General features: G+C 67.3%; 15 protein-coding genes. 10 read left to right on the top strand and 5 right to left on the bottom strand.

Translation table 11 applies throughout. The features are described from left to right. Position 1: 1 nt before the first annotated feature. Positions 2 to 388, bottom strand: a complete 387-nt coding sequence (locus AC4ELS_RS29710) for a globin (protein WP_169618815.1) — start codon at positions 386 to 388, stop codon at positions 2 to 4. 162 nt (positions 389 to 550) lie between these two features. Between AC4ELS_RS29710 and AC4ELS_RS29705 the strand changes: the two genes are divergently transcribed. Genes AC4ELS_RS29705 through AC4ELS_RS29695 form a run of 3 tightly spaced genes read left to right on the top strand, consistent with a single transcriptional unit; the run spans position 551 to position 1,945 of the window. Beyond that, on the top strand, positions 551 to 1,195 hold the full coding sequence (locus tag AC4ELS_RS29705) for an HNH endonuclease (protein WP_064930599.1): 645 nt from the start codon (positions 551 to 553) through the stop codon (positions 1,193 to 1,195). A gap of 59 nt (positions 1,196 to 1,254) precedes the next feature. Then, positions 1,255 to 1,488 (top strand): aa3-type cytochrome oxidase subunit CtaJ, encoded by a 234-nt coding sequence (gene ctaJ / locus AC4ELS_RS29700; protein WP_055115662.1) that lies wholly within the window; start codon positions 1,255 to 1,257, stop codon positions 1,486 to 1,488. After that, complete coding sequence (locus AC4ELS_RS29695) at positions 1,475 to 1,945, top strand: DUF5130 domain-containing protein (protein WP_055115660.1); 471 nt, start codon at positions 1,475 to 1,477, stop codon at positions 1,943 to 1,945. The genes ctaJ and AC4ELS_RS29695 overlap by 14 nt, the downstream gene beginning before the upstream one ends. Positions 1,946 to 2,031: 86 nt before the next feature. On the opposite strand, the gene AC4ELS_RS29690 is transcribed toward AC4ELS_RS29695, so the two are convergent. From AC4ELS_RS29690 to AC4ELS_RS29680, 3 genes are all read right to left on the bottom strand, one after another. Beyond that, complete coding sequence (locus AC4ELS_RS29690) at positions 2,032 to 2,370, bottom strand: HNH endonuclease (RefSeq protein ID WP_064885557.1); 339 nt, start codon at positions 2,368 to 2,370, stop codon at positions 2,032 to 2,034. A gap of 95 nt (positions 2,371 to 2,465) precedes the next feature. After that, entirely contained in the window at positions 2,466 to 5,057 is a 2,592-nt protein-coding gene (pepN, locus tag AC4ELS_RS29685) for an aminopeptidase N (RefSeq protein ID WP_498886905.1), read from the bottom strand. 38 nt (positions 5,058 to 5,095) lie between these two features. After that, positions 5,096 to 5,500: a DUF732 domain-containing protein gene (locus AC4ELS_RS29680; protein ID WP_064885537.1), complete on the bottom strand. Its 405-nt coding sequence runs from the start codon at positions 5,498 to 5,500 to the stop codon at positions 5,096 to 5,098. 281 nt (positions 5,501 to 5,781) lie between these two features. Here AC4ELS_RS29680 and AC4ELS_RS29675 point away from each other — a divergent pair, with 281 nt between their 5' ends. The 4 genes from AC4ELS_RS29675 (at position 5,782) to AC4ELS_RS29660 (ending at position 9,268) form a co-directional block, all read left to right on the top strand. Continuing rightward, entirely contained in the window at positions 5,782 to 6,411 is a 630-nt protein-coding gene (locus AC4ELS_RS29675) for a mycothiol-dependent nitroreductase Rv2466c family protein (protein ID WP_064885539.1), read from the top strand. A 66-nt stretch (positions 6,412 to 6,477) separates the two neighbouring features. Beyond that, entirely contained in the window at positions 6,478 to 7,875 is a 1,398-nt protein-coding gene (locus tag AC4ELS_RS29670) for a purine-cytosine permease family protein (protein WP_448449052.1), read from the top strand. Then, on the top strand, positions 7,872 to 8,312 hold the full coding sequence (locus AC4ELS_RS29665) for a nucleoside deaminase (RefSeq protein ID WP_448449051.1): 441 nt from the start codon (positions 7,872 to 7,874) through the stop codon (positions 8,310 to 8,312). Before AC4ELS_RS29670 ends, AC4ELS_RS29665 begins: the two co-directional genes overlap by 4 nt. Next, positions 8,309 to 9,268: an isopenicillin N synthase family dioxygenase gene (locus AC4ELS_RS29660; RefSeq protein ID WP_448449050.1), complete on the top strand. Its 960-nt coding sequence runs from the start codon at positions 8,309 to 8,311 to the stop codon at positions 9,266 to 9,268. The genes AC4ELS_RS29665 and AC4ELS_RS29660 overlap by 4 nt, the downstream gene beginning before the upstream one ends. Here the strand turns inward: AC4ELS_RS29660 and AC4ELS_RS29655 are convergent. After that, on the bottom strand, positions 9,221 to 10,147 hold the full coding sequence (locus AC4ELS_RS29655) for an aldo/keto reductase (protein WP_448449049.1): 927 nt from the start codon (positions 10,145 to 10,147) through the stop codon (positions 9,221 to 9,223). The two genes, AC4ELS_RS29660 and AC4ELS_RS29655, sit on opposite strands and share 48 nt — an antisense overlap. Before the next feature lie 84 nt (positions 10,148 to 10,231). On the opposite strand from AC4ELS_RS29655, the gene AC4ELS_RS29650 reads away from it, so the two are divergent. The 3 genes from AC4ELS_RS29650 to AC4ELS_RS29640 are packed head-to-tail and all read left to right on the top strand — an operon-like array spanning position 10,232 to position 12,085. Continuing rightward, positions 10,232 to 10,786: a TetR/AcrR family transcriptional regulator gene (locus AC4ELS_RS29650; RefSeq protein ID WP_448449048.1), complete on the top strand. Its 555-nt coding sequence runs from the start codon at positions 10,232 to 10,234 to the stop codon at positions 10,784 to 10,786. A gap of 21 nt (positions 10,787 to 10,807) precedes the next feature. Then, positions 10,808 to 11,287, top strand: a complete 480-nt coding sequence (locus AC4ELS_RS29645) for a ribose-5-phosphate isomerase (protein ID WP_055115633.1) — start codon at positions 10,808 to 10,810, stop codon at positions 11,285 to 11,287. Between the two features lie 3 nt (positions 11,288 to 11,290). Next, positions 11,291 to 12,085, top strand: coding sequence for an Fpg/Nei family DNA glycosylase (locus tag AC4ELS_RS29640; RefSeq protein WP_064885551.1), 795 nt, complete (start codon positions 11,291 to 11,293; stop codon positions 12,083 to 12,085). Positions 12,086 to 12,100: the final 15 nt, after the last annotated feature.

Here is a 12,100-nt window from a genome sequence, read left to right as displayed (position 1 = left end):
GTCAGAACGCCGAATTGACCATCGAGTCAGCGGCCATGTTCAAGTAGTCCAGCAGCGCGCGGCGGTGCGGTTCGTCGAGCGTCTCCGAATCGATCGAGGCCACCGCGGTGTGCATGCAGCGCAGCCAGGCGTCCCGCTCGAGGTACCCGATCCGGAACGGGGCGTGCCGCATCCGTAGCCGGGGGTGGCCGCGCTGGTCGGAGTACGTCCTTGGCCCGCCCCAGTACTGCTCAAGGAACATCCGCAGCCGCTCCTCGGCGCCGTCGATGTCGTCCTCGGGATACAACGGCAGCAGGATCTCGTCCTCGCGCACCAGTTGGTAGAACCGCGACACGATCGCTGCGAATGTCTCGTGGCCCCCGACTTCGTCGTAGAAAGATCGCTGCACAGCCGTCACGTCACTCATTGTGGTCCATTGTGACCCGAGAGGCCGTCGGGGCCGGTCACGGAGGTCTGGTCACCTCATGTTCATTGGACTGACCTGCGAACACCCGAAGAATTTTCGTGCGTATTGCCGGGATCCGTGGTGGACTGTCTCCTCGGAGGCTCCATGGCGCACAGCAAAAAAGGCCATATACGACGGACCGGCCACATTCCCGGCCCATCGGGACCCCATGTGCCCAACCGCCCCCTCCACAGCGTCGAGGTCCTTCCCTCCGCCGCGCCCGATGCGTCCCTGTGGGGCCGCCGTCGCGTCCTGCTCCTCAACTCCACCTATGAACCGCTGACCGCACTTCCACTGCGGCGCGCGGTGATCATGGTGATGTGCGGCAAAGCCGACGTCGTACACGACGACCCCTCGGGGCCCGTCATTCACTCGGCCACCCGCACCATCGTGGTGCCCTCGGTGATCCGGCTGCGCACCTTCGTCCGGGTGCCGTACCGGGCCCGCGTCCCGATGACCCGCGCGGCACTCATGCACCGCGACCGCTTCCGCTGCGCGTACTGCGGTGGCCGGGCCGACACGGTCGACCACGTCATCCCGCGCAGTCGCGGTGGCGAGCACTCCTGGGAGAACTGCGTGGCGGCCTGCGGGCCGTGCAACCACCGCAAGGCCGACCGGCTGCTGGCCGAACTGGGCTGGTCACTGCGGTGTGCGCCGATGCCGCCGAAGGGACAGCACTGGCGGTTGCTGTCGACGATCAAGGAGCTGGACCCGGCCTGGGTGCGCTATCTCGGCGAGGGCGCGGCATGATGCCCGACTTGCTGGGCACACTCGGCGCGCCGGCGCATCGCGGCTGATACGGTTTGCGCGTGAGCACAGCACTTACCCATTCCCTCCTCGGAGGGGTTCCGCTGTTGTTGTTCGTGGTCCTGGCGTTGATCTTCATGACCCGCAAGGGACCGCACCCGGCTACCTACAAGATGTCCGAGCCGTGGACCCACGAGCCCATCCTGTGGGCTGCCGAGGAGCCACAGGATCACGGGCACGGCGGGCATGATTCACACGGCGTGACGATCGGAGGCGGCGCAAGTGGCAAGTGGTGAACTGGCGACTGCCACGCAGGACCTGGACCTGCCCTACGGCTACGCCCTGACCTACAGCGGTCGGATCTCGGGAGTCACCGAGCCCGGTGAGCTGTCGGTGCACTACCCGTTCCCGACGATGGATCTCGTCGTCCTCGACGACGCGCTGAAGTACGGTTCGCGGGCGGCCAAGGCCCGGTTCGCGATCTACATCGGCGACCTGGGCGCGGACACCGCGGCCACGGCGCGCACGATCCTGGCCAAGGTGCCGACCCCCGACAACGCGGTGCTGCTCGCGGTCTCACCCGATCAGCACGCGATCGAGGTGGTCTACGGCGCCGACGTCAAGGGCCGTGGCATCGAAGAGGCTGCCCCGCTGGGCGTCTCGGCGGCCGCCGCCTCCTTCAAGGAAGGCAACTTGATCGACGGTCTGATCAGCGCCGTACGCGTGCTGTCGGCCGGCGTTTCTCCCGCCTAGTTCTTTCACACCGCGAGCGTGCGTGTCTGCTGTCGGACACGCCGCTCGCGGTGTGCTTTTTCCGCACGGTCGCGGACTGGCGAGCGTCAGGTCAGACCGGCACGGATCTCCACATAGCGCGTCAGGAACGCACGCTCGTCCAGCCGCTTGCGCCGCATCCAGGTGCTGACCTCGAAGTTGCACTTGCTGGCATTGCATGAACCGCACGCCGGCACGACGTTGTCCACGGTGTAGCGCCCGCCACGTGAGATGGCCATGACGCAGTCCTTCTGGAACGGGCCCGTGGTGCTGCGGCAGTAGGCGCACCCGTCCCACGCCGACTTGATGGCTTCCCATTGTTCGTCGGTGAGGTCGTGCTCGACGAGGTCCATCCGTCGCTTGCGTTTGCGGGCGGCCCGTGCCGCGCGGGTTCGACTGACCGCCATCGCCACAGCGTATGACCGCGAGCGTGCGCAGAATGCTGTCCAGACCCGGTGTGTCGGGCAGCAGACACGCACGCTCGCGGTGCAGGTTGGGGGAACTAGCTGACGTCGAAGGCGCGGGCGCGCAGGGAGCGCTCCACACCGGCGCGTCCCTCGATCACCAGACGGCGCAGCGCGGGCGGCACCTCTGGATCGGACAGGAACGCGTCCGCCGCGTCGAGCCCGTTCTGGCTGATGTCCCACGACGGATACAGACCGATCACCACGGTCTGCGCGACCTCGCTCGACCGCCGCTCCCAGACCCCGGAGATCGCGGCGAAGTAGCGGGTGGTGAACGGCGCCAGCAACTCGGACTGGCCGGGCTGCACGAAGCCGCCGACGATCGCGCGGGTGGTGATGTTGGCGATCGTGTCGTCCTCGATGACCTGCTCCCACGCCGCGGACTTCACCTCGTCCTGCGGGCGAGCGGCCGAGGCCGCAGCAGCGTGCCGCTTGCCGGCCGCGGTCGGGTCGGCCTCGGCCTCGGCCTCGATGAACGGCGTGTCGGGGCCGTCGGCGTCGATCTGCCCGTTGCGGGCCAGCGCCGTGACGATCCGCCAGCGCAGATCGGTGTCGATCACCAGGCCGGCCATGTTCACCGCGGCGGGTTCGTTGTCGAGCAGAGTCGACAGCACGGCGACGTGGTTGGGCGACAGCACCGAGGTGCACAGCGCGTTCACGAAAGCGAGCTGGTGATCAGAACCGGGAGCGGACTCGCGCGCCCGGTCGAGCAGAGCATCGCCGAACGCAGGCCAGCCGATTTCGGTGGCCCAGCCCGGATCGGCGTAGGAGCTCAGCGCGGTCTGGGCCTGCATCAGCAGCCGCTGCGCGACGCCGACCTCGGTTTCGGCGTGGATGCCGCTCATCACCAGCGCGACGAAGTCGCGGGCTTTCATCTCGGCTTCGCGGGTCATCTCCCAGGCTGCCGACCAGGCCAGCGTCCGGGGGAGAGGATCGGCGATGTCGGCGATCCGTGACACCACGGTCGACAGTGACGCCGGATCCAGCCGCAGCGAGCAGTAGGTCAGGTCATCGTCGTTGACGAGGATCAGCTTTCCCCGCGAAATGCCTACCAGGGCAGGAACTTCCGTGATCGGTCCTTCGACGTCGAGCTCCTCGCGGTGTACCCTCACGAGCTTGCCTGAGCCGGCCGGGTCGTCGTCATAGATACCGACGGCCAGCCGGTGCACGCGGGTCTCCCCGGCGCCCGGGGCGGCCCCGGACTGCGCGACGGCGAACCGGGTGAACGCACCCGAATCGTCCACGTCGAAGTCCGCCCGCAGCGTGTTCAAACCCGTTGTCTTGAGCCACTGTTGGCCCCAGCCGGACAGATCACGGCCCGAGGACTTCTCGAGAGCGCCCAGCAGGTCGCCGAACGTGGCGTTGGCGAAGGCGTGGTCGCGGAAGTAGTCGCGCAATCCGGCCAGGAACTGCTCGAGCCCGACGTAGGCCACCAGCTGCTTGAGCACCGAGGCGCCCTTGGCGTACGTGATGCCGTCGAAGTTGACCTCCACGGCGGCCAGATCAGGGATGTCGGCGGCGACCGGGTGGGTCGAAGGCAGCTGGTCCTGGCGGTAGGCCCACGACTTCTCGACGTTGGCGAAGGTGGTCCAGGCGGTGTCGTATTCGGTGGCCTCGGCCTGGCACAGCACCGACGCGAACGTCGCAAAGGACTCGTTGAGCCACAGGTCATCCCACCACTGCATGGTGACCAGATCGCCGAACCACATGTGTGCCATCTCGTGCAGCACGGTCTCGGCGCGCCGCTCGTAGGAGGCCCGGGTGACCTTCGACCGGAAGACGTAGTCCTCCAGGAACGTCACCGCGCCGGCGTTCTCCATGGCCCCCGCATTGAACTCGGGCACGAACAGCTGGTCGTACTTGCCGAAGGCGTACGGCGTGCCGAAGTTGGCGTGGTAGAAACCGAAGCCCTGCTTGGTCTCGGTGAAAAGCCGCTCGGCATCCATGAACTCGGCCAGTGAGGCCCGGCAGAAGATGCCCAGCGGGATCTCGCCGTGCTCGTCGGAGTACGAGTCGCGCCACACCGCGTACGGCCCGGCGATGAGCGCCGCCAGATACGTGCTCATCTTCGGGGTGGTGGCGAAGGTGTGCACAGAGCCCGAGCCATTGGGCTCGGCGGAGGTGGTGGCGCCATTGGAGATCACCTGCCAGTGCGACGGCGCGGTGACCTGAACGTCGAACGTGGCCTTCAGGTCGGGCTGGTCGAAGCAGGCAAACATCCGCTTGGCGTCGGCGGTCTCGAACTGCGAATACAGGTAGACCTCGTTGTCGACAGGGTCGACGAACCGGTGCAGGCCTTCACCGGTGTTGGAGTACAGGCAGTCGGCGTCGACCACCAGGACGTTGTGCGCGGCCAGCCCGGTGAGCGCGATACCGGTTGATTCGTCGTAGCCCGACACATCGAGCGCGACGCCGTTGAGCGTCGCGCTGTGGACGGTATCGGCCGCCAGATCGATGAAGGTGTCGGCGCCGGCGAGGGCATCGAACTTCACGGTGGTGGTGGACCGGAAGGTGCGTTCGCCGGGTTGGCCGTTGCCGTCGGTGAGGTCGAGGACGACGTGGTAGTTGTCGACGGTCACCAGAGCTGCGCGCTCTACGGCCTGATCGCGGGTGAGATTCGGAAGTGCCACGCGTCCAACCTAGTGGCTGGACGCCGGCTGGAGTCGGCCTACTGGGGGAAGCCGGCGATCCCGGCGAGTCCGTTGAGCGCGCCGAGGTTGTTCAGGATCGAGCCGTCGCCGATCGACGACATCATCTGCGGGCAGTACATCTGGATGGCGATGCCGGTGAAGAACGACGCCATCTGGGGCGACATGCCGCCGTCGCCGCGCATCTGGGAGGCCACCGACGCGAAGTCCTTGCCGGGCTCGACCAGCATCGGACAGACCTCCTGCCCCATCTGCACGGCCGCGCCGGGATCGCCGTAGCCCACCCCGGCGTCGTTCAGGGCGTTCAGGAACGAGGTGTCGGTCGTCGGATCGGGGACCGGGGCCGGATCGGCCTGTGCCGGGACGGCCAACGCGAGGGCGACGGAAACGACACCTACGGCGGTCAGGAGGGCGCGAGCGGCCATATTGAGCTCCTCAGCTATCACGCAGAACTCCTAGATCGCTCTGCTCACTTGGGCAACAGTGGTTTACCAGGGTCACAGGAACAACACGTTTCCATAAAGGTTCGCGCACTATGCGTTTCCTGTGCCGCTGCCGTGATTCCAGCATGCATGTCGGCATGCGTGCCACCAAGCTTGTCGTAATCGATCTCCGGATAGTTACTCGCGTCGGGAACATCTCGATACGGGTGCACAGTTGTGTTGAACGCAGTTGTGCCTTGAACCACATCGAGAGGAACACCTAGATGGCTCCCCAAGATCAGAACGCAGGCCAGAAAGACACCGCCGGGTTTTGGTTCGACCCGCTGTGCCCGTGGTGCTGGATCACCTCGCGCTGGATCCTCGAAGTCGAGAAGGTCCGGGATATCGACGTGCAATTCCACGTCATGAGCCTCGCGGTGCTCAACGAAGGCCGCGACCTGCCCGAGAACTATCAGGAACTGATGAAGAAGGCGTGGGGCCCCGTCCGGGTCGCCATCGCCGCCGAGCAGCTCAAGGGCCCGGAGATCCTCGGCCCGCTCTACACCGCGATGGGCTTCCGGATCCACAACCAGGACAACAAGGACCTCGACACCGTCATCGCGCAGGCACTCGAGGAAGTCGGCCTGCCCGCCGAACTGGCCGAGGCAGCCGACACCGACAAGTACGACGAGGCGTTGCGCAAGAGCCACCACGCCGGCATGGACGCCGTCGGTGAGGACGTCGGCACCCCGACCATCCACGTCAACGGCGTCGCGTTCTTCGGCCCGGTGCTGTCCAAGATCCCGCGCGGCGAAGAGGCCGGCAAACTCTGGGACGCGTCGGTGACGTTCGCGTCATACCCGCATTTCTGGGAGCTCAAGCGGTCGCGTACCGAGGCGCCGCAGTTCGAGTGACGGGTGAACTTCACCCAAAATCGCGATTCCGGTTGCGTACACCGTGGCTCACGCCACGGTGTACGGATGACAGCGGCTGAGCCCAGCACCGACGGCTCGTACCGGGACCGAATCGCCGCCGTGGAACCGGGCGGCAACGAGCACATCGCCGACGCCGACCGGCACGGAAAACCCAGCCAGTTGTTCTGGACCTGGACGTCGCCGAACCTGGAGTTCGCCACCATCTTCCTGGGTGTGCTGGCGGTCTCCGTCTACGGCATGACGTTCTGGCAAGCGGTGGCCGGCCTGGGGCTCGGCACCGGACTCGGCGCGCTTGCGCATTACTTCCTGTCCAAACGCGGGCCGCTGCACGGTGTTCCGCAGATGGTGCTGGGCCGGCTGGCGTTTGGCTTCCGGGGCAACGCCGTGCCCTCGCTGCTGATGACGGTGACCGCGGGCATCGGATGGTTCGCCACCAACAGCGTCAGTGGGGCATTCGCGTTGTCCACGTTGTTCGGCATCGCACCGGTGCTGGCCCTGGTGCTCGTCGTCGTGGTGCAGACCGCGCTGGCGGTGTTCGGGCACAACCTGGTGCAGGCCTTCGAACGCTGGGCGTTCCCGGTACTCGCCGTCATCTTCGCCATCACCTCGGTGGTGATACTGAGCAAGGCGAACCTGGGCGCCCCGGCGGTCACGGGCGGTGTCGGAGGCACGGGCGGCTTCCTGCTCACCGTGGGCACCGCGTTCGGCTACGTCGCGGGGTGGGCGCCGTATGCCGCTGACTACACCCGCTACCTCCCACGGTCCGAGGCCGGCCCACGCACCGGATTCTTCGCCGCCGCAGGGCTGTTCGTATCCTGCATGCTGTTGCAGACGGTCGGTGCCGCGTCGGTGACCATCGGTCCCGCCGTCTCGGACAACCCCACCTCCGCGTTCACCGCGGAGCTGGCGCCGTGGCTGGCCAGTCTGACCCTGCTGGCCATCGCGATCGGGGCGATTGCCGCCAATGCAATCAACATCTATTCGGGCGCAATGGCTTTCGTGACCATCGGGATCAAGCTGCCGCATCACATCGCGCGGGCCCTGGCGACCGCTTTCTTCGGGATCGTCGGATTTCTCATCGCCTGGTGGGCGCTGGCCGACGCGGCGGCGAGCTACGAGGCGTTCCTGTTGATCATCGCCTACTGGATCGGACCTTGGCTGGGCGTGATGTTCGCCGACGAGTACCTGCGCGGCGATCAGCCCGTGGCGCACTTCCTCTACGACCGGTCCTACACCAACTGGCCCGGCCTGGCGTCGTTCCTGCTCGGCCTGGTGGTCTCGGTGACGCTGTTCTGCAACCAGACGAAGTTCGTCGGCTACATCGCGCGGGAGGTTCCGCAGTTGGGTGACATCACGTTCTTCGTCGGCTTCCTCATCGCCGGGGCAAGTTATCTGCTGTTGTGCCGATCCCAGCTCACCGCGGAACGGAAGGTGGCGGCATGACCCCCGAGCAGATGCTCGACGTCGCTGTCGACGAGGCGCGAAAAGGGTTGGCCGAGGGCGGCATTCCGATCGGCGCGGCGCTGTTCAGCTCGGACGGAACACTGCTGGGCGCCGGGCACAACCGGCGCGTGCAGAACGACGATCCGTCGATCCATGCCGAGACCGACGCCTTCCGGGCCGCTGGGCGCCAGCGCGGCTACCGGTCCACCATCATGGTGACCACCCTCTCGCCGTGCTGGTACTGCAGCGGGCTGGTCCGTCAGTTCAACATCGGCGCCCTGGTGATCGGAGAGAGCCGGACCTTCACCGGTGGGCACGACTGGCTGGCCGAGCACGGCGTCGCTGTCACCCTGCTCGATGACGAACGCTGCGTGGCGATGATGGAGGACTTCATCGCCGAGCGGCCGGATCTGTGGGCGGAGGACATCGGCGAATGAGCGCCATCGCAACTGTGGACATGTCTCGCTGGTACGCCGGTGGGGTCGAGGCCGACGCGGTGGCCGCCGAGGTCGACGCCGGCCTGCAGCGCGCCGGGTTCATCGTGGTCACCGGACACGGCGTCGACACCGACCTGGCGAGCAAGGTGCGTGCGGCCAGCCGCGAGTTCTTCGCCTTGCCCGACGGGGTCAAACAGCGCTACTCGGTACCGGTCGGCGGGCACGGCTGGATCGGACCCGGGGCCGAGGCCAACGGCTACGCCGAGGGCACCGAGACCCCGCCCGATCTCAAGGAGAGTTACAGCCTGGGTGCCGAGACCGCGACCGGGGACCCCGAGGTGGACCGGATCTGGTTCGCCCCCAACGTGTGGCCGGCCGAGGTGCCCGCGTTGCAGGCATTGGTCGACGAGTACACCGCTGCGATGCGCAAGGTCTCCGACGAACTGTTGGCGTTGTTCGCCCACGCCCTCGGACTGACGGTCAATCCCTTTGTCGCACTTGCGGACCGGCCGACGTGGACGATGAACATCAACCACTATCCGCCGGTCAGCGTGGTGGGAGAGCCCGAGCCCGGACAGTTCCGGATCGGGCCGCACACCGACTTCGGCACCGTCACGATCCTGGACCGCGAGCCCGGTGCCGGCGGGCTGCAGGTGTACTCCGAGCAGGAGGGGTGGGAGGACGCTCCGTGGGAGCCGGGATCGCTCACGGTCAACATCGGTGACCTGCTGGAGTATTGGAGCGGGCGCCGGTGGCCGTCGGGCCGGCACCGCGTGTTGCCGCCCCAGCCGCACGCCCCCGAGGAGGACCTGGTCTCGCTGATCTACTTCTACGAGGCCAACCACGACGCGCTCGTCACTCCGCTGGAGCCGCCGATCGGCACGGTCTCGGGTCTGGAGCCGGTGACGTCAGCGTCCTTCATCAAGGAACGCCTGGACGCCATCACCCTGGGGTAGCTCTGTGTGGGCGGCATCGAGATCGGCGAGTTGTTGCTCGTTGAGCACGAGGTCGCCTGCCGCCAGGTTCTCCTCGAGGTGGGCGACCGACGTGGTCCCGGCGATGAGCAGGGTGTTGGGCGCGTGCGCGAGTAACCAGGCCAGCCCGATCTGTGCGCCGCTGACGCCGAGGTCCGCGGCGATCCGTTGCACCACAGCGTTTTCGGCGACCTTCGGAAAGCCCGGGAACGCCGAGCCGAGGGGAAAGAACGGCACCCAGGCGATGCCCTGTTCACTGCACAGTGCCAGTTCGTCCTCATGGCTGCGGTTGAGCAGGCTGTAGGCATTCTGCACGCACACGATCCCGGCGGGCAGCGCACGGCGCAGGGTCTCCAGGCCGACGTTGCTGATCCCGATCGCCCCGATCTTGCCTTCGTCGCGCAGCGCGATCATCTCGGCCAACTGATCGTCCAGATCGACGATCTGCTCGCCCTCGGCGACCAACCCGGGGCCGATGTCGGCGCGCCGCAGGTTCACGACCGGAATCTGATCCAGCCCGAGGCCGGCCAGGTCCAGTTCGACGGCGCGGCGCAGGTCCGCGGGGTGCTGGGCCAGTGCGAGAGGTATCGGTCCGGTGGCGGGCCGGGCCCCGACCTTGCTGACGATGAGCAGATCGTCCCGGTACGGGGCGAGCGCGTCCCGGATGCGCCGGTTCACCACGCCGTCGTCGTAGAACGATGCGGTGTCGATGTGGTTGACGCCGAGCTCGACGGCGCGGTGCAACACGGCAGTCGCGTCGTCGTGGGGGAGCTCGCGTCCGAGACCCATGGCGCCGTAGCCGATCCGAGCCACGCTGTGTCCGCCGATGGTGCCGGTGCCGCCGGGATGCGATGTGGTCATGGTGAGCTCCTGGGATGTCATACTCGAAAGCGATGCGGAGGGACCTCCGTTTCACCACGCTAACAAAACGGAGGGTCCTCCGCTATGGCTGAACGGGCCGACGCGCGACGCAACAGGGAACGCCTGCTTGCGGCCGCCGCGGCAGCGTTCGCCACGTCGGACGGTCCTGTCTCGCTGGAGGCCATCGCCCGGGAGGCCGGTGTCGGCATCGGGACGCTCTACCGTCACTTCCCCAGCCGCGAGGCCCTCATCGAGGCCGTCTACCGCGCCGAACTGGCCGAGGTCTCCGCGTCCGCGGCCGACCTGTCCAGCCGGTACCCACCGCCGGCGGCGCTGCGCCGGTGGATGGACCGCTACGCGACGTTCGTGGCCGCCAAGAAGGGCATGGCCGAATCGCTACGCACCATCTTCGAATCCGGCGCGGTCGACCACCGCGACACCAAGGCGAGCGTGACCGGTGCGGTCCAGACCCTGCTCGATGCCGGTGTCGCCGATGGCAGCCTGAATGCTGATGTGCGGGCGGAGGACGTGGTGGCCAGCCTGCTCGGAATCTTCCTGGCCGGCGGCTCGGCCGAGCAGGCGCAGCGAATGCTCGATCTGCTCCTGGCAGGTATCCGAGCTGGTGCTGTGAAGAGGTGATGACCAGTTAGGGTTACCGACATGCGCGTCTACATCGGTGCCGACCATGCCGGATTCGAGTTCAAGCAGACCATCATCGAGCACCTCAAGAAGACCGGCCACGAGCCGATCGACTGCGGTGCCTACACCTACGACGCCGACGACGACTACCCGGCGTTCTGCATCGACGCCGCGGTCAAGACAGTCGCCGATCCGGGCAGCCTGGGCATCGTGCTCGGCGGCTCGGGCAACGGCGAGCAGATCGCCGCGAACAAGGTGCCCGGTGCCCGCTGTGCCCTGGCCTGGAGCGTCGAGACCGCCAAGCTGGCCCGCGAGCACAACAACGCCCAGCTGATGGGCCTGGGCGGCCGCATGCACAGCGAGGAGGAGGCGTTGGCCATCGTCGACGCGTTCCTGTCGACGCCGTGGTCGGAAGCCGAGCGCCACCAGCGCCGCATCGACATCCTGGCCGAGTACGAGAAGGACCACGTGGCCCCGCCGGTTCCCGGCGCGCCTGCCTGACCCATGCCCGAAGGGCACACCCTGCACCGGTTGGCCCGGCTGCACCAGAAGCGGTTCGGCCGGGCGCCGGTGGTGGTGTCCAGCCCGCAGGGCCGCTTCACCGACGGTGCGGCCGCGGTCAACGGCCAGGTGTTCAAACAGGCCGACGCCTGGGGCAAGCACCTGTTCCACCACTACGCCGGCGGACACGTCGTGCACATCCATCTCGGTCTGTACGGGACCTTCACCGAGGCACCGATTCCGCTGGGACTGCCGGTCGGCCAGGTCCGGATGCGGATCGTCGGCACCGAGTACGGCACCGATCTGCGTGGCCCCACGGTGTGTGAGGTGATCGCCGAGCCCGAGATCGCCGATGTGGTCGCGCGGCTCGGTCCCGACCCGCTGCGCAAAGACGCCGACCCTTCGTTGGCCTGGACGCGGATCAGCAAGTCGCGCAGGTCAATTGGTGCGTTGTTGATGGACCAGTCCGTGATCGCCGGCGTCGGAAACGTGTACCGCAGCGAGCTGCTGTTCCGTCATCACATCGACCCGTACCGGCCGGGTACGCACTTGGGCCAGACCGAATTCATCGACATGTGGACCGATCTCGTCGAGCTGATGAAGGTCGGTGTACGGCGGGGCAAGATCGTCGTCGTCCGCCCCGAGCACGATCACGGGGCACCGTCCTACGGTCCTGGCCGGCCCCGCACCTACGTGTATCGCCGGGCAGGGGAGGCGTGCCGGGTGTGCGGCACAGGCGTGCGCACCGCAGAACTGGAGGCCCGCAACCTGTTCTGGTGCCCCGACTGCCAGGTGTGAGTGCGCGCCGGCGTC

The sequence above is a fragment of the Mycobacterium shunyiense genome (assembly GCF_058270035.1).
Note: the sequence above shows the minus strand (reverse complement) of the source record. Positions and strands in the feature narration are given on the sequence as shown.

Excerpts from the sequence above, each read along its gene's own strand:
- AC4ELS_RS29705 (WP_064930599.1), top strand. The coding sequence starts at position 551 with ATGGCGCACAGCAAAAAAGGCCATATACGACGGACCGGCCACATTCCC.
- AC4ELS_RS29690 (WP_064885557.1), bottom strand. The coding sequence starts at position 2,370 with ATGGCGGTCAGTCGAACCCGCGCGGCACGGGCCGCCCGCAAACGCAAG.
- AC4ELS_RS29680 (WP_064885537.1), bottom strand. The coding sequence starts at position 5,500 with ATGGCCGCTCGCGCCCTCCTGACCGCCGTAGGTGTCGTTTCCGTCGCC.
- AC4ELS_RS29675 (WP_064885539.1), top strand. The coding sequence starts at position 5,782 with ATGGCTCCCCAAGATCAGAACGCAGGCCAGAAAGACACCGCCGGGTTT.
- AC4ELS_RS29670 (WP_448449052.1), top strand. The coding sequence starts at position 6,478 with ATGACAGCGGCTGAGCCCAGCACCGACGGCTCGTACCGGGACCGAATC.
- AC4ELS_RS29665 (WP_448449051.1), top strand. The coding sequence starts at position 7,872 with ATGACCCCCGAGCAGATGCTCGACGTCGCTGTCGACGAGGCGCGAAAA.
- AC4ELS_RS29660 (WP_448449050.1), top strand. The coding sequence starts at position 8,309 with ATGAGCGCCATCGCAACTGTGGACATGTCTCGCTGGTACGCCGGTGGG.
- AC4ELS_RS29655 (WP_448449049.1), bottom strand. The coding sequence starts at position 10,147 with ATGACCACATCGCATCCCGGCGGCACCGGCACCATCGGCGGACACAGC.
- AC4ELS_RS29650 (WP_448449048.1), top strand. The coding sequence starts at position 10,232 with ATGGCTGAACGGGCCGACGCGCGACGCAACAGGGAACGCCTGCTTGCG.
- AC4ELS_RS29645 (WP_055115633.1), top strand. The coding sequence starts at position 10,808 with ATGCGCGTCTACATCGGTGCCGACCATGCCGGATTCGAGTTCAAGCAG.
- AC4ELS_RS29640 (WP_064885551.1), top strand. The coding sequence starts at position 11,291 with ATGCCCGAAGGGCACACCCTGCACCGGTTGGCCCGGCTGCACCAGAAG.